16 protein-coding genes and 1 pseudogene are annotated in these 16,574 nt (G+C 42.3%); 12 read left to right on the top strand and 5 right to left on the bottom strand.

The window, feature by feature from the left end:
• Window positions 1–83 precede the first annotated feature (83 nt).
• The 4 genes from L4D19_RS18320 (at window position 84) to L4D19_RS18305 (ending at window position 5,051) form a co-directional block, all read left to right on the top strand.
• Window positions 84–1,511 carry a virulence factor TspB C-terminal domain-related protein gene (locus tag L4D19_RS18320; protein ID WP_428453669.1) on the top strand — a complete coding sequence of 476 codons (1,428 nt, stop codon included), beginning with the start codon at window positions 84–86 and terminating at the stop codon, window positions 1,509–1,511.
• 10 nt (window positions 1,512–1,521) lie between these two features.
• Window positions 1,522–1,869: a DUF2523 family protein gene (locus tag L4D19_RS18315; RefSeq protein ID WP_428453668.1), complete on the top strand. Its 348-nt coding sequence runs from the start codon at window positions 1,522–1,524 to the stop codon at window positions 1,867–1,869.
• Window positions 1,870–1,871: 2 nt separating this feature from the next.
• Window positions 1,872–3,167 carry a zonular occludens toxin domain-containing protein gene (locus tag L4D19_RS18310; RefSeq protein WP_428453667.1) on the top strand — a complete coding sequence of 432 codons (1,296 nt, stop codon included), beginning with the start codon at window positions 1,872–1,874 and terminating at the stop codon, window positions 3,165–3,167.
• A 1,092-nt stretch (window positions 3,168–4,259) separates the two neighbouring features.
• Entirely contained in the window at window positions 4,260–5,051 is a 792-nt protein-coding gene (locus L4D19_RS18305) for a TIR domain-containing protein (RefSeq protein WP_428453666.1), read from the top strand.
• A gap of 418 nt (window positions 5,052–5,469) precedes the next feature.
• On the opposite strand, the gene L4D19_RS18300 is transcribed toward L4D19_RS18305, so the two are convergent.
• The gene (locus L4D19_RS18300) at window positions 5,470–5,841 is read right to left on the bottom strand and encodes a DUF3653 domain-containing protein (RefSeq protein WP_428453665.1); all 372 of its coding nucleotides are present in this window, start codon (window positions 5,839–5,841) and stop codon (window positions 5,470–5,472) included.
• 237 nt (window positions 5,842–6,078) lie between these two features.
• Between L4D19_RS18300 and L4D19_RS18295 the strand changes: the two are divergent.
• From L4D19_RS18295 to L4D19_RS18280, 4 genes and pseudogenes are all read left to right on the top strand, one after another.
• Window positions 6,079–7,146 (top strand): annotated as a pseudogene (locus L4D19_RS18295) (ISNCY family transposase); the annotation flags it as partial.
• 106 nt (window positions 7,147–7,252) lie between these two features.
• Window positions 7,253–7,468 carry a hypothetical protein gene (locus tag L4D19_RS18290; protein ID WP_428453664.1) on the top strand — a complete coding sequence of 72 codons (216 nt, stop codon included), beginning with the start codon at window positions 7,253–7,255 and terminating at the stop codon, window positions 7,466–7,468.
• A 134-nt stretch (window positions 7,469–7,602) separates the two neighbouring features.
• Window positions 7,603–7,875, top strand: coding sequence for a type II toxin-antitoxin system TacA family antitoxin (locus tag L4D19_RS18285; protein WP_075767509.1), 273 nt, complete (start codon window positions 7,603–7,605; stop codon window positions 7,873–7,875).
• Entirely contained in the window at window positions 7,872–8,378 is a 507-nt protein-coding gene (locus L4D19_RS18280; RefSeq protein WP_428453801.1) for a GNAT family N-acetyltransferase, read from the top strand. The genes L4D19_RS18285 and L4D19_RS18280 overlap by 4 nt, the downstream gene beginning before the upstream one ends.
• Here the strand turns inward: L4D19_RS18280 and L4D19_RS18275 are convergent.
• Entirely contained in the window at window positions 8,328–8,921 is a 594-nt protein-coding gene (locus tag L4D19_RS18275) for a GNAT family N-acetyltransferase (protein ID WP_428453663.1), read from the bottom strand. The genes L4D19_RS18280 and L4D19_RS18275 overlap by 51 nt on opposite strands.
• Before the next feature lie 744 nt (window positions 8,922–9,665).
• On the opposite strand from L4D19_RS18275, the gene rpoS reads away from it, so the two are divergent.
• Together rpoS and L4D19_RS18265 are read left to right on the top strand one after the other, a co-directional pair.
• Window positions 9,666–10,541: an RNA polymerase sigma factor RpoS gene (rpoS, locus tag L4D19_RS18270; protein ID WP_075767512.1), complete on the top strand. Its 876-nt coding sequence runs from the start codon at window positions 9,666–9,668 to the stop codon at window positions 10,539–10,541.
• Window positions 10,542–11,030: 489 nt separating this feature from the next.
• Window positions 11,031–11,570 (top strand): YceB family lipoprotein, encoded by a 540-nt coding sequence (locus L4D19_RS18265; protein ID WP_428453662.1) that lies wholly within the window; start codon window positions 11,031–11,033, stop codon window positions 11,568–11,570.
• Window positions 11,571–11,648: 78 nt separating this feature from the next.
• Here the strand turns inward: L4D19_RS18265 and L4D19_RS18260 are convergent, their stop codons facing one another.
• Both L4D19_RS18260 and chrA read right to left on the bottom strand, forming a co-directional pair.
• Window positions 11,649–11,948 (bottom strand): hypothetical protein, encoded by a 300-nt coding sequence (locus tag L4D19_RS18260; protein ID WP_428453661.1) that lies wholly within the window; start codon window positions 11,946–11,948, stop codon window positions 11,649–11,651.
• A 232-nt stretch (window positions 11,949–12,180) separates the two neighbouring features.
• Window positions 12,181–13,329 carry a chromate efflux transporter gene (chrA, locus tag L4D19_RS18255; RefSeq protein WP_428453660.1) on the bottom strand — a complete coding sequence of 383 codons (1,149 nt, stop codon included), beginning with the start codon at window positions 13,327–13,329 and terminating at the stop codon, window positions 12,181–12,183.
• A 491-nt stretch (window positions 13,330–13,820) separates the two neighbouring features.
• On the opposite strand from chrA, the gene L4D19_RS18250 reads away from it, so the two are divergent.
• Window positions 13,821–14,750 (top strand): LysR family transcriptional regulator, encoded by a 930-nt coding sequence (locus L4D19_RS18250; protein WP_075767516.1) that lies wholly within the window; start codon window positions 13,821–13,823, stop codon window positions 14,748–14,750.
• A gap of 88 nt (window positions 14,751–14,838) precedes the next feature.
• The gene (locus L4D19_RS18245; protein ID WP_083652117.1) at window positions 14,839–15,387 is read left to right on the top strand and encodes an OmpA family protein; all 549 of its coding nucleotides are present in this window, start codon (window positions 14,839–14,841) and stop codon (window positions 15,385–15,387) included.
• 38 nt (window positions 15,388–15,425) lie between these two features.
• Here L4D19_RS18245 and L4D19_RS18240 read toward each other — a convergent pair whose 3' ends face one another.
• On the bottom strand, window positions 15,426–16,535 hold the full coding sequence (locus tag L4D19_RS18240) for a 1-acyl-sn-glycerol-3-phosphate acyltransferase (RefSeq protein WP_428453659.1): 1,110 nt from the start codon (window positions 16,533–16,535) through the stop codon (window positions 15,426–15,428).
• Window positions 16,536–16,574 lie beyond the last annotated feature (39 nt).

The following is a 16,574-nucleotide window of genomic DNA, read 5'->3' as shown; positions in this document are numbered from 1 at the left end:
AGATATTATTTGGTTATTCGTTCTTTTTGTTATGACCGATGCATTTAGGCGTTTACTTTAAGTTACAGGCCATGAGGTTGGTTATGCGTTACTTTTTATTTATCCTTACATTTGTTTCACTTCATAGTTATGCTTCAGTTAGCTGGAATACTATTAATTACGATCAAGGAACTCTAAAGTCGAAATATCATCAGAATTGCGATAGTAAAATTGCATCAGCTAAAGAGACCTATTCGCACTGGTCTTATGTTAATAATTATGACTCGATTACAGTTCATGTTTATACCTGTACTAATCCTACTGAGGAAGTTGATGGTTACTATGAGATGGTTATAAAAGGGATTTATAAAGAGAACTCATGTGAGTCACCGTCTGTAAACCCTGAATATCCAGAGACAGAATGTGTAATGCCTAACCCGGACCCAGAATGTCCGGTTGGTACACCTAATGAAGATGGTACGTGTGGCGGTGGTGACGGTCCCGGCGATGGTGATGGTGATGGCCCCGGTGGTGGTGACGGTCCCGGCGGCGGAGATGGCCCCGGTGATGGGGGTGGCGAAGGTGATGATGATGGTGGTATAGGTGGCGGTGATGAAAATCAGTGTGAAATCTATGCTGGCCAGTCATTTGAAGTATGGTGGAAAATTGACCCGCACGGAATTGGGGCATTTCCTACATGGTGTGGTACAAAAGGATGTCTAGGCACGAAACTTGGTGCAACTCAGTTTTGTACGGCAACTGACTGTATTGCTGATTATCAATATACCAATCAGTCCTGTGATGTTTCTACAAACCCTGATAACAATGGTCCAGGGACAGACCCARATCCYGACCCGGRCCCAAATCCYGACCCGGACCCAAATCCYGACCCGGACCCAAATCCYGACCCAGACCCAAATCCTGACCCAGACCCAAATCCTGACCCAGACCCAAATCCTGACGGTGATAAAGGGTCTCACTTGAGCAATATCGATAAGAATGCCGAGAAGGTAGTCAAACAGCTGGAAGAAGCTAACCAGCTGTTAAAAGAGATATCAGCTAAGAGCGGTAATAGTGTTGATCCCGGCGGCGGTAATGGTGATGGTGATGGTGATGGTGATGGTCAAGATTCAGTATCCGGAGCGGATTGTAAACAGTTTATTTGCAACGGTGATGCGGTTCTTTGTTATATCGCACAGAGACAATGGCAGCGTGAATGTGACATAGATGACGTGTTAGATAAACATCAGCAGAAAATGGTAGATGGATTAAATACATTTATAAATGAAAACCCGTTAACCAATATTGAAGCTGGCACGTTTGATATTCAAACCGTTCTTAATAAATACAACGGCAGTAATGGTGTTCAGACAGGCGGCGCATGCCCTGCCCCTATTAGCATGTCACTCGGCAAGTATGGCTCTCATACAGTTTCTCTTGAGCCGTTGTGTGAGTTGGCCCTTATTGTTCGCGTTTTTTTAGCCATGATGGCGTTTGTTGGTGTGGCATTAATGTTTGCCAAATATTCATAGGGATTTTGATATGTCTAAGGTTATGGTTTTCTTGTTTACAATGGTATTTCCATTGGTTCCTTCTGCATTAAAAGCGTTGTTTTCAGCAGGTGCGGTATCACTAGGTGTTGGCACAGTCTTATATACGGGGTTTGATTTTGCATTTGATGGTTTTATTGCTTTGATTAATCAGCACTTGGGGGAACTTCCTGCCGATGTATTAATGATGATGAAATTAATGGGAGTGACCGACATGATAAATATTTTACTATCAGGTGGTTTTGCCCTTTTGGTATTTAAAGGCATGCGCAATGGCTCCCTGCGTCGTCAGGTTTGGAGAAAACCCGGCAATAAAGACCCGTATAACTGGGAGGCGTAATTATGATTTATTTACGAACAGGCTTACCGGGTGCATCTAAGACTTTAAACACCCTTGTTGAGTTGTGTCGCTCGTATGATTCCGAGCGGCCTAAATACTACAACAATATACGATTGCTATTGCTTGATTATGATGTTGCCAGTTCATTTTCAGGTTGGTTCTATGGGTGGTATTTCCCCCAACTGAAAGATAAGAAAGCACTTAAGGCGCTAACCAAGATCATGAAACGAGTCCATGAGGATGATTCGTTTATACAGCTGGCTGACGTTCCGTGGCTTGAGGCGTTTTATAACGACCATGACCATTTTGAGACGTGGCTGCACTGGGTTCGGTGTTGCTATTTAGATAAAGACCTTGATGAGTTTGAGCACTTCCTTGCGTGTGCCAAGGGAAGTGAAGCATATTGCTTTGAGTCTGTGACCAAATTTAACTTTCACTTCACCCACTTTGATGATGCAAAGAAATGGTATGAGCTGCCCAAGAGATCAATCATTTGTATCGATGAGTGCCAGCAGTTCTTCCCTCCTCGCCCTGTCGGGGGTAAGAAGCCCAATTATATATCCAAGTTCGAGACACACCGTCATGATGGGTTTGACGTCCATTTAGTCACACAGGATGCCATGCTAGTCGATGTTAATATTCGACGATTGACCGGGCGTCATATTCATTTCCACAACCCGTTTGGGGGTAAGCGCTGTTCGCGTCTCGAGGCATCAAAGGCATTTAATCCTGATGATTTCCACGATAAGAAACTGTGTAAGAAAAAGCCTGTTAGTCATAACACACGATTCTATGGTGTCTATTGGTCTGCTGAAATTCATACTCACAAGTTTAAGCTGCCATGGCAATTGGTTGCGCTGCCAATATTGGTCGGTGTTGTTGGATATTCGATTTGGTCAGTCTATCAGGCGTTTTCAGGTGATGACCCTAATGTAGAGGCGGTTGTTGAAACGGTTATCGATGAACACAACAACCAGGTTAAATCGTCTAATGCATCTATCAACTACCTGAGTTCTTTAGTTGAGGGCGTCTATATATCAGGTTCATCTGGAATCTATGATGGTAAGTCATTTCACTATGACTACGCCTTTGAGCATCTGGAAAAAGGCGTTTTAAGCCCTACTGACTTAGGGATTGATGTTGTTGGTCTGTCTGAATGTTCCGCGCTGTTGCGGCTAGATGATTTGGAAACAATTATAACCTGCCAGTCGTTTAGAAAGCGCCAGCCAGTTAGCAAACAGCCCGATGCCATTGATATGAATTTTTCCCCGGTAGAATTGGCTTCGAGTCTACTTTGATTAAGAGAGGTGTAATATGGAGTGCTTAACGTTAACCAATGAGCAATGGTCACAATTAATTAATGTCTTGGTTGCAGAGTTATTTATTACTGTATTTTTGGCGGTGCTGGCTGCATTTATAACGTGGGATGCACTTGGGTGGCTGGTAAGACGGTCGCGCTTGCTATTACGGTTAAGGAAAATTAAACAGATGAATGTCAATTAAGTGGTGTTTGGGGGTTTAATATTATTGAGTRGGTTGTTTATGTTCTATTGCGGGGTATATAATTAGTAATTCTTAATGATGACAATATTATTAGCTAACGTGCATTTGTCGCATATTATTTGCAATTAAAAAACGTTAATTTCATTTTGACGTAATTAACGTAATTTTTTGGTTGCAATCCCTGTAATTAAATCTAAGGGCTTGTTTTTACCCCTTTATATTAATAAAGGTTATCTTTAGAGTAGCTCAAATTGGATTTGAGAGCGTTTTTAAAAAATGCAATCAATATTTACACCTAAAATGCTGACGGTTTAATTAAGTGATTTTTCTGCATGGCACCACCTCCGAATTTTCCGAGTGCGGTGGTTCTTCCGTGTGGAACTATCAACATAAGTATCAGCGAAAAAAAGCCCTACCTCTTGCTAGGCCGTCTTTTGGGTTCAGGGCTCTCCTGCTCATCGGTTCTTGTGTTGAAACTTTCATGCCTAGTGCACGGGGCTATGTATTGTACTTTTGCGTCGAATGACAACACGACTCGTAGCACCTTGTAACAGATAGAATTCACCTTTCTTCAAGGTGATGAGTGAATCGAAAGAGTGAAACAGCCTTCTTTACCTCATTAAGCTATTTGAGCATAGTCATACGTATAGATGTAATTTTGGCGGTTTCAGTTGCGTACTCCCCTGTACCAGATTGTTTGCTGTTACCGCCAATCCCTCTCTCCTAAACTGTTACTAACTTTCAAGTCATTTATGTACAGATTTGCAAGCAGATATATGCCATAATTTGCGCTATTGAGCGTTAACTGACCGAAGTCTCTGTTTTTGTGCGTAAAATCGGTCATTTAACATAATGGGTGTAATGTCTATTGATTTATTGGTTATATTATGAATGTTTTTTTAAGTTGGTCTGGTGAGCGTAGTCGTGAAGTGGCATATTTACTTGATGAATGGCTTCAATGTGTAATTCAAGCTGTTGACCCTTGGATGTCAAGTAAGGATATTGATAGAGGCTCGTTATGGTTTTCAGAGATAAATGATCAATTACAAAGTACAACTATAGGTATTATCTGTTTAACCAAGGAAAATATTAACAAACCATGGATTTTATTTGAAGCCGGAGCTCTTGCGAAAGGCTTGCATGAAAATCGTGTTTGTACTTTTCTTATTGATTTAGAACCCACAGACATTGGAACTCCTTTATCACAATTTAATCATACCTATCCAAATAAAGATGGATTATGGGAGCTAACAAGAACTCTTAATAATTCGCTTAAAGATAAAGCGCTAAAAGAAAGAACATTAGAACTTGTTTTTAACACTTACTGGCCTCAGTTTGAAAGCAAATTTACAGAGATTATTTCTAGTACTAATGTTGGTGAAGACCAAAAAGTAACTAGAACTGAGAATGACATTCTTATGGAAATATTGTCATCAACAAGAAATTTAGACAGAAGAATTAGAAAGTTAGAGTCACCTGAAATTGTTACGATTAATAATGGTAAGCAGATAAAGCATCGTTCAAAATTCGACTATCAAATTCATGACACTGTTATACATATGTTAAATCAGAAGATGAGTGAAGATGACATATTAACTGTTATGAACAGAGATTTGGGGTTATCAAAGTCTGCTGCTATTAAACATCTAAACGAAGCATATTCTGAAATTGGTGTATAACCCCGTCTAGTAATACGGGGTGAAAGTTTTGGGGTCATCATGCCCTACAGCGCGGTGAAATGTTACATCTATCATTGTGATTGTTTTAGTGGTGACAAACAGGCCCCTCTTTTGGGGCTTTGTGTTTATGGGCGTCTAAAATAGATGTAAGGATCTTTTTCAAGTTTTTTTTCCTGTGGCAACCTGCAATGTGTACATATATAGCATCGTTGTTTGTGGCTGTACTTGATGAGTACGCATCCGCAACCTCGTCTGTTACATTGCTCTAGTAGGTCTGGATATTTAGACTTGATCAGCTTGCTGTATAGCTTTGGCTTTCCCATATGACTATCACCCTTGGTGCTGTATGTATATACAGTATACTAAGGTTTGTGTTTTGTCACTGCTATCAATAAGCCCCTTTGCTCGGGGCTTTTGTTTATGGGCGCTTAATGGTGTTGAGTAGTCTTGCTGCTTTCATGATCTTCATTTTGCACACCCTGTCGTATTCATTGTTCAGCTCTAACAGTGCGTTGCCAGTGATTATTCTGTCAGGTGTCAGACTCCACCCTCCAGGTACAATGAGTTCCTCTTTGTTGATTCTCCAGCCGTTCCAATTTTCATTTAAAGCGCCCAACTCTCTTCCTGAGTACATTTTCATAAGCCTTCTGCATTCAGGTGGTATCTCTTGCCCTGAATCCCAGCGCGTGATGGTCCTCACATTTTTGAAACATAGTTTAGCGGTCTCTATTTTAGACAGACCGCATGTGAATTTTCTGAAAATGTAGTTATTAGTTAATTTTTTGGACATTGTGACATTCTTGCAATTTATCATTAATGAGAAACCGCATACTAAACACAGTGCATATCACGGGTTGCGGGAAAATTAACAAATTAATCGTTTAACATAAGACAATCATAATGCGTACTGAATTTGTAACCACAAAGCTAAAGTGTCTCTTTTCTGCAAAGTGAAAATGTCCGGTCTTTCCTATAGTGATCAGTACTTATCTGGTCTGTGTGAGATTAACAAACGATGCTGGTAACCATGAATGATAAAGAGATTTTACGTTTGGGTGCAATTCGTGATGTTTGCGAAAACCGTATTCGGCGTGTTGATGCTGCACGTATCCTTTCAATCAGTGTCCGGCAAGTCCAGCGCCTGGTAACTCGCTTTCGCCAGTTTGGTGCTGCAGGCCTTGTCCACAAACGCCGTGGTAAACCATCTTCAAATAAAATTAGCGACAACATCCGCTGTCGTTGCCTGAATTTACTCCATCAACATTACTCGGACTTTGGCCCGACATTGGCTCATGAAAAACTCTCGGAGCGCCATGGCATGTCAGTGTCTTTGGAAACCCTGCGCCAATGGATGATCGCCGACGGTCTCTGGGTTCCCCATGCCAAACGTAAGCCCCGGGTTTACCAGCCTCGCCACCGGCGTGATTGTCTTGGCGAGCTGATCCAGATTGACGGCTCCCACCATGACTGGTTTGAAGGTCGCAGCGCCAAATGCTGCCTGCTGGTTTACATCGATGATGCCACCGGTCGTTTGATGAACCTCCGCTTCAGCGAAACGGAATCGGCCTTTGATTACATGGTGGCTACCCGTGAGTACCTCGCACAACACGGCAAACCGACAGCGCTCTACAGTGACCGTCACGCGGTATTTCATGTCAGTAAGCGAGATGCCCAGTCTGACCGTCTGACCCAGTTTGGCCGCGTGCTCAATGATCTGAATATCGAGCTCATCTGCGCCAACAGTTCGCAAGCCAAGGGCCGCGTCGAGCGTGCGAACAAAACGTTACAGGATCGCTTAGTCAAGGAGATGCGTCTGCAAGGCATAAATACCATCGAGCAAGCCAATGCCTGGCTCCCCGACTTTATCGCGGATTTCAACCGTCGCTTTGCCAAACCGCCGCGGTATCCCAAGGACATGCACCGGCCTGTGCGGGAATCAGCTGAGGAGCTTGATGATATCTTTGCCTGGCAGGAGCTGCGCAAGCTCTCGAAATCCCTGACGTTTCAGTATGACAAGGTCGTGTATCTCATCGAGCCTACTGAAGAAAACCAGCGCCTGGTCCATCAGGTCGTCAAGGTACTCGACCGGCCTGACTAAATACTTTTTTTAAACGCTGTTCTTATAAGAGCAACACCCACCCCTACCTATTAATGGTTAAAACCATTTGCATAGTCTATGTTTAAGACGTGGGGAGATTGAGGTGGATATGAATGCAGCTGATTTAAATAAACATGTACAAACTTATCCTGATATGAAGTGTTCGGCTTGTGGTGAAATGTATAACTATGTTTTCTTACAATCAGCAACACTCGCTTTTTGTCCGACTTCGAACATGGTCGAGCTTGATAAAGCTCTCCTTCAGATAAAACAGGAACGACTCCAAGGAAGAGTTGATGTGACTTGTAAGGATCATTAAAGCCCCTTTCGGGGCTTTTTTTTGGATGATAAAAATGCCTTTCAAGTATGTGCCAAACTGACACATGAATTGCTAATCACCTCATAGCGTGCCATACTCGTCATGTGCCACTTTGTCACCTTAGGGAGGTTTCTATGGCGACTGCATTACCCCGTATCACTGCTCGTGTTGACTTTGATACACAGGAATTATTGTCCGAGGCAGCGGCTATTGCCGGTATGTCTAGCATTAACTCGTTTGTGCTAAGTGCTGCGGTCGAAAAAGCAAAGCAGATCATGGAACGCGAACGCGCGCTTAAGCTAAGCCAGCGAGACGCTATGATGCTGATGGATGCGTTAGACGAACCAGCAAAGCCTAATACTCGCTTGCAACAAGCAGCAGCGCGCTACAAGGACAAATCGCAATAATGATGACGGTACAATTGGATAAATCTAAGCATGACCGTCATCGTTTTGATTGCGGTATTGATGCACTTAACAATTATCTCAAGCTCATGGCTAGCCAGCAGGCAAAGAAAGACAACACAAGAACATTTGTGCTGGAAGACGAAAGCTGCACAGAGCACATTATCGGCTACTACACGCTAACGATGAGCCCGATAGATCTGGCAACTCTGCCAGCGAGGCTACAAAAAAAGCATCATAATGTCAGTTCAGGCGGCTTAATCGCAAGATTAGCAGTGGATCAGCGGTATAAGAATCAAGGCTACGGCGAATGGTTGCTGATTGATGCCCTGAGAAAGCTGCTCATGGCCAGCGAAACGGTCGCCTTTCCACTTATTATTGTTGATGCTAAAGACGGCGCGGAACTTTTTTATCAAAAGTATGGGTTCACCGCCTTCCAGGATGCTCATTCCAAGCTATTTATCACAATTGCAGATGTGCGGGCGAGTATCGGCCCCTTGGTATGAAAATTCGTTACATTGTAACTCAGCCCACTCCTCGCGAAGCACACCCAGTTTAACCGAGTCGTAGTATTGTCCCTGAAAGTAACGTACTTTCCTCAGCTTTGCCTCTAGTGTCATACCAATGGATTGTGCGCAGGCTATCATTCTGGGATTACCAGACCATGTTGTTAACCCAACACGTGCAATTTCAAGCGTATTGAACAGATGTGTTATCCAGGGAATTAAGGCTTTTCTACCCACTCCCTTGCTCCAATAACGGCTATCGTAAATGATGACGCCAACTTCCAGCCAACGTGTTCGCTCATCTTCCCAGTAATAAGATACACTGCCTACGGCTTCTCCCTTGTACTCAATCAACAGCGCATCGATACCTTCACATAGTCGCTTAAACATACCAGCTTCGAATTCTTCCAGTGTCGGTGTTGAGTACGGAAAATATGGACCGTTAAACTTTGCCCACTCTTCATCTGTAGTCAGCAATGAATATAAAGGTAGTTTATCTTTACTCGTAGCAATTCTTAGCTTTATTTCTTCAATATGGAGCATAGGACCTTCTATTATTGTTGTTCAATTCTGTAAGAGTGACGCCGTAACCTGCTTAAAAAAGTATACAATTTTAGCCATATATTCAGACATAACTATTCTCTCAATTAATAAACATCAAAAACCCTACTGAAAGCATGGAATCTGCATTCCACATTAATAATAATTGAACTTACAAAAATGAATTTTAATGATTACTCTCTAGATATAATCATTATTACAATCTTATAAGGGTTAAATGAAATTTATAAAAACATTCAAGCTGGTGATACTTGTCGCAATATTTTGAAGCTAGCTGATGAATTTAGTTAAAGATAGTTTTCTCAGCTATTATTAATAGAAATTAAGCTATTAAATTTTATGTAACTATATATGGCTATTATTGACGCGCATCACAATATAATAACCCTAACGCAACAAGTGACAGCGTCACAATGACATTTCAGGCACATTAATCATGCGTAATATACATCTATTCAGAGACCCCTTCTCTCTCTAAATAATTATAAACCATTGATATTATAGCGATTATCTTTTTACCCCTGTCAAGACACAGCATTAAATCAATTCCTAAAATGAAATTCGCACCCCATCGCCACCCTTTCCCTAAATAACAAATAGTTATACCTATTTGCAATATTTAAGGTGTTATCGAATAGAATATGCAACATGTGTATGTTACTGTGGTTGTGTATAGGAAAATAAGTATAAAAAAATAGTGTTGTACAATTTATTGAGGGAAATGGTATGGATATCAGACCGCAAGATGTACATGGATTTGAAACAGATGTCATACACCTATATCTACAGGATATAGCGCAGAAGCCACTGTTATCTAAACATGATGAAATTCAATATAGCCGCAAAAGCCTTTTAGGCGATGAGTATGCAAAAGCTACGATGATTGAAAGTAATCTTCGTCTTGTTGTGAGTATTGCGAAGAAATACCGTGGTAGCGGCATGTTATTAAGTGATCTAATCGATGAAGGAAATATCGGTTTAATTACGGCCGTTGAAAAATTCGATCCGGAGCGCGGCTTCCGATTTTCAACTTATGCGACATGGTGGATTAAACAGACCATTGAACGCTCTATACACAATCAAGCCCGTACGATTCGTCTTCCAGTGCATGTCTCTAAGGAAATAAATACGATTCTACGAACTTATAAGCAGTTAATGAAAAGCTCCAACCAAGAGCCAAGCCATGAAGAGATTGCTGAGAAGCTTGAACGAAGTGTCGATGATGTCTCAAGCGTATTAGCGCTTGATGCTCCTGTTGTATCTATTGACCAGGCAATCACAGAAGACAGCAACTCACAGACAATTTCTGCATTTATTGCCGACAACACATCAACACAGCCCGATACCGTTATCAACAAGCAGGATATACGAAACCTAGCAATATCGATGCTAGATTGTCTCAATGAGCGGGATCGAGAAATCATTTGTCGTCGTTTTGGCCTGTTAGGCCATGAAGTACAGACATTACAACAGGTAGCTGATGAAGTGGGTTTAACCAGAGAACGTATTCGACAGCTGCAGGTAAGCTCCTTGAATAAGCTGAAAAATACATTAAAACGTAACAACTATGATCTTGAACTACTCTTCTCTGAAATCGCTTAACGCCCCTATGATGAGTGTTCAGCCTAACTGAACACTCATCATGCTCTCCCCCTCTAACAGTGAGTAATTATGCTGTAGCTTGCTAACTAAAACTGAGCTCAAACTCCAAATCATAACCACTTAAGCAATCATGCAACTGTAATTCCCATATACTGCTGCTAACAATCAATTAACCAGGTACATCGATGATTAGGAAATTAGTCAGTGCGACACTTATCATAACTCTGCTATCTAGCGCCTCATATGTTGCCGCGAACAGCGAAAAGCATGAAAAATGCCTAAAGACACGTGCCAAGATTGAAAAAATTCACAGTAAAATGCGGCAGAAATACACTAACAAACAAGCAGTGAAGTACCGTAAACAGCTGGATAAACTGTATAAAGACGAATTTAAATACTGTTTTTAGTGTTTCTCGCGCCTGAAGTGGCAGACARCCAATAGATTGCTGATACTTAAAGAATGTTTGAGTAAAACTTAGAAGGTCAGCAGTGAAGAAACTAGTCGCCTTACTCATTACTTTCGCATTGTCATCCTGCGCAAGTTACAGCGTAACTGAGGCAGAGATTCAAGATTATCTTGATAGTCGTGCTGCTTTTGAGCGGACTGTCGGAATAAAAGGTTTAGCCTACGCCAATGTTAAGTTCAGTGACATAAAAGTTGGTATAGGACGGGTGGCTGATGATCGAGTAAGTCTTGACGCCAAATCTCAGGCAAAACTCATGATATCGGGTCAACGACAACAAGAGGTGGCCATAGATGTCAGCTTTAGTGCTGTGCCGTATTATGACAAGGATGAAGGCGCTATTTTCTTAAATGATCTTGAGGTCGAATCGCTAGAGTTAACACCTGACGAATTAACAAGCTTTGCCAGCAAACAGTTACTGTCCTCAGTTGTTGAAATGGTTGGCCAGTTGATTCTGACCCAACCCGTTTATAGACTCGATGAAGAAGATACAAAACAGTCGATGCTAAAAACGGCGAAGCCTGAGCTATTGATAAAGAATCATTCATTGGTAGTGCAAATGTAGCCAAGGACTCCATCCTAGAGCCCCGAATATATACCTGACTTCATGCCTAGTTTCGTAGTTAACTTCGTATTTACCTTCTTATTTGGCGCCGCTCTTGGATTGGTCTAGAAAATTGGTGCCAGCAGCCTCATCAATAATGTGTACTGCCCGCTCAGCTTCGAAGGCTTTTTTCATGGCTTCTGCAGCATAATCTCGTACTGTTTTGCCTTGCGTACTAATGGTGATAACTATAAATAGCAGTACCATTAAAACCCCAGATGAGACAGCAATAATCACCTTTCTGACAATACGTTTCTCTGATTGACGAAGTTCTTCTTGAATGAGCTCAAGTACATCATAATTGGTAAGATTTGGTCGAACCTTTCTTTTTATCATCATTTGTTGTGTTCAAGTGTGTATGTAATACCAAAAACACTAGCAGGACTGACTTAACATTAGCTTAATCAACAAAATATCTCGATACATTTCACTACTTAAGCCTACCTTCGTAGTGTTTATATTTATAAGGTGAATGATGTACGGATATTATATTTAGATACAAACCATAAAGTTATAGTGCGTTAGGAATAAAGGAAATAGCAGCCTTTTGGCTGCTATTTCGAGTGTTGACTTAAATGCTAAATTTGTACCCGGCGAACAAGATGATCAGTAGCCAGACCGGACAATTTCGATATTTCAATAGAAGGTAACCCACGACGACAGCAAGAACATCAAAAACCGATCCTATTGATGTCAGCAGCACAGGCTTAACAAATGCACTAGCCAACAAGCCTACAACACTGGCGTTAACAAGCATAATCGATGACTTCAACCGGCTATGGTTAACTAAAGCACTCCACGCAGGCAGGAAAGCAAACAGCAAAAGACTTCCTGGTAGGAAAACAGCAATGGTAGCAACCAGGCTGCCTAATACTGGGCTATCGGCAAATGCAGATGCACCGAGATAACTCGCCATAGTAAACATCGGGCCTGGTACAAGCTGCGCAGAGGCATAGGCACTCAGAAACGTATCCTGGCTGACCATTCCATCAAGCATTGGTTCCAACAGAGGCAGTACTACGTGCCCACCACCAAAAACGAAGCTCCCTGCCTGATAGAAGATATTAAACAAACCAAACAGTTCAAACTGCCCTGCGAGCATCGGCATGCCGACAAGTAACAGAGCAAAGAAACCCAGTATAAAGACGTTTGGCTTAATAAGCGTATTCTCACCCGAGTCTGACTGAGTGGCTCCGTCTTTAAATGAAAGTAAAAAGCCAAGTGTAGCAGCACAGAGAATAGGAAAGATCTGCCCTATCAATCCAGTGCTGAAATAGATTCCTACCGCCGCCAAACAGGCGACGCTAAAGGTCAACTTTCCGGTCAGATTCTTCCTCGCCATTCCCCAAAGCGCATCTGCGACCACAACAACAGCCAATAGCTTCGCAGCCTGTATAACAGTGTCGATAATAGCGACATCATTGTACTGCTGGTTACCAATAGCCAATAACGTCAGCAGTAAAAAAGATGGAAAGGTAAAGCCGATGAACGCCGAAGCAGCACCAAAATAACCCGCCTTCTTATAACCGATATACATACCAAGTTGGCTACTTGCCGGGCCAGGCAAAAACTGACACAAAGCGACTGCGTGAGTGAAGTCCTGATCACTCAGCCATTTTCTATTCTGAACGAACTCCCGCTGGAAATAACCGATGTGAGCGGCAGGCCCCCCAAAACTGTATAAACCCAAAACAAAGAATCGCCATAAAACTTTAAACATACAACCTCCTAATGAGGCTTCATCATAGTCAACCACATTAAATTAATAAAAACGTTCAATTTGATGTTCCACATCGATTAAATCAATAGTAAAAGACGTACATCCAAAGATCCTTGATGATCAGAATAATAAACTGATCGGCAGTGGCTGGTGTAATTTAGTTACAAAATCAGAGTTGGCATTGTTCACACACAAAAACTATATTGTAAGATACTGAATTATATAAAGTAAATATCCACTAACCTACTATCAGCAAGTGACTACTACTCAGAGCAAACAAACGATTATTCTGTATGGGCTGATTTTATTAATATCTAGAAGATCTTAGGCTTGAGAGTGAGATCTTCTTCTTATTGCAGAGATATCTTGTGGAGAGAGCGTGTGGAGGCAATAAATTTCACTGTGACATTGTCACAGACCATGACCTAGATTATTTACCGGTTTGTAATCAATGGTATACTTTTAATGTTGTCTCTTTATGGTTCTCCCCTATGCTAGAAAATCTTCAACAAATGGTTATCCTCGCTACTGTTGGTCACGAACAAAACTTCACTCGTGCAGCAGAGCGTCTTGGCATCTCGAAATCACAAGTCAGTAAGCAGATTCGCTTTCTTGAAGAACGATTAGGCTGTCAGTTAGTACAACGTAGTACTCGCGCCGTAGCACTAACAGATATAGGTTTGCAGTACTCAGAGTACGGCCAGCAACTGCTGGATACAGTCAGTGAAGCTGAAGCAATGGTTGCTGGTTACCGTAATGAGATTAAAGGCGTGCTTCGCGTCGGTATTGCGCAGTCATTTGGCAATGCCAACATTACATCGGCACTGGCCGAGTTCCAAAAATCCCATCCAGACCTAGAGCTTGAAGTCAGTTTATTTGACCACCGCCCTAACCTGCTTGAAGAAGGCTTTGACTGCTGGGTTGCAATTCATGAACACCCGCCAGAAGGTATGGTGGCACGTAAGCTAGCCGACTGTAAGTTTGTTGTCGTTGCATCGCCAGACTATCTGAAACAAAATGGCACGCCATCATCACCAAGTGAATTGCGTAAGCATAACTGCATTACCTACCAGAGCCGTGAACGAAAATACGTTAACTGGGAATTCACACGCGATGGTGTAAGACAATCAATTCGAGCAAGAGGCACTTATCGTATCGATAACGCGCCGGCAGTTCTCGATGCAGCACTGTCTGGATTGGGCATTGCCTACCTGGCTACCTACTTAATTAATGATGAACTCGAGACTGGTAGACTTGTTGAACTACTACCTGAGTGGAAAGCTGACGTAGAACTACCGATTTATGCTGTGTACCCACGACGCAAATATCTCGCGCCTAAGGTTCGTTCATTTATAGATTTCATGTCTGAAAGTATGGCAGTTCCGCCTTACCGCACCCCCAACCCCGCTATTAAACGCTAGACAGGCAAATTCCTTCTCAATTCTGTAGTTGTGATTCTAGAGAGATGTTCTAAACCTAAAGTAGTGCTTTACTGCTTTAGGTTGCCTAATGTCGTGCAAGAGAAAACAATGCTATTCATTGATTCCGTACTTACTGAGCGGCTTATTGCTGACTGGTTGCGGAAATGGAAGTGACGCCGTCACTAATAGCCAGGTACAACAATCAACATCTCCATCCTCTGTAGTACCAAGCGCTAAGATCCTGCTAACTGAACTGCCCGAAATGCGTCAGACTGTGTATTTTGATAAAGACAGCTACGAGCTTGATGCAACCAACCAACGTGATCTTGATGCTATAGCAGTCAGGCTCAGGCAACATCCTGACAGTTTCATTGTCGTGGTTGGACACAGTGATGACAGTGGCAACGAAGAAGAAAACATTGTGCTTTCCTATGAGCGTGCGTTTAGTGTCGCCATCTATATTTCATCTGTTTTTGGAGTTGAAGAGGAAAGAATCCAGATAGTCGCGGCGGGATTTAGTGAAAAGATTGCGAAGGGTTCATCAGAAGCAGACAAAAGAAAAAACCGGCGGGTTGAAGTGTTGTCTCCTAAAGCGATAGTAAGAACCTTGAGTGCCACTCCCGATCCTAAATATTAAACTTGGCAGCAGGTAGTTAATACCTGCTGCCAGTCATCTTATTGCTGTTTTTTCAGTGCAGGAAATGCATACATCTTCTTCAGGATATCGACTACACCTGCTGGTAAATCAGATAGCTTCTCAGAGAATCGTGTTTTCTCTGCGTCAGTAACAGACTCATGCGTCTGGTCTGCTGCAATATAGTTCGCCGGAAACAAGTGATAGTTTTCGGTGATCTGTCGATCAACTTCTTCAGCCAGTTCTTCTGGTGTTTCAAACGGTGCCTTGATCACATCGCCAAAGCTAACATGAATGCGGCGCTTTTGGCCCACGATACCCTGGATAATACTTTCTATATCCTCGAGTTCGCCTTTCTCGTAGCTACCAGACGTTGCTTTCTCGTAAAGCTCTTTTGCTTTGGCCACATCACATGGATCGTTTTCGTAGGAGATGGCAACCGGGACGATATTCAGGCCCGCGATAAATTCACTGAAAGATTGTTTGCGCTTGCGTCCTTCCATGAAAAACATCTTCAGAATAGCCGGATCCGTTTTATCGTTTCCATCTTTGGCTCGACCCTCTTTCTGAGCAATCCAGATAGAATTGCCAGTTTCAAGAGAGTGAGAAATATAGCTTGAAAGCTGACCAAGTGCCTTCATCATTTCGCGCGGTCCTTTCGCGGAACGCTTTACAATGAAGCTTTTGTTCAGGCGCATTAATTCTGTCGCACAAGGTTTCTTAAGCAAGTTGTCGCCGATAGCGATACGAACCGTTTTAAAGTTCTGCTTGTATAGACACCAATTAACCATCGCAGGATCCATGGCGATATCGCGATGGTTTGAAATAAACAGGTAAGACTGATTCGGGTCCAGCTTCTCCATGCCACTGTTTGTGACACCGTCACATGAGTGATCAATGGTCGCGTTCATATATTTGGCGACCTGGAACTGAACATCTTCTACTGTCTTGACGCTAGACCATTTTTTAATCAGGAAGCGTTTGATCAATGGGATCAATAACCAGCCAAGTACGCCTGATAGTTGGGGAAAACGATAATTTAGGATTGCAGAAATGAATTCCTTATCGTTAACAAGGCGTTCAATTGCCTCACTTACTTCGTCATCGTTATACGGACGGATCTCTTTATATATATCGTTATCAGTTTGCACAGTTATGCTTCATATAAAATAAAAACCGCGACATTTTAC

The sequence above is a fragment of the Photobacterium kasasachensis genome, from assembly GCF_050336885.1.
Taxonomy (GTDB): Bacteria; Pseudomonadota; Gammaproteobacteria; order Enterobacterales; family Vibrionaceae; genus Photobacterium; species Photobacterium kasasachensis.
This window is presented reverse-complemented; position numbering and strand designations above follow the sequence as displayed.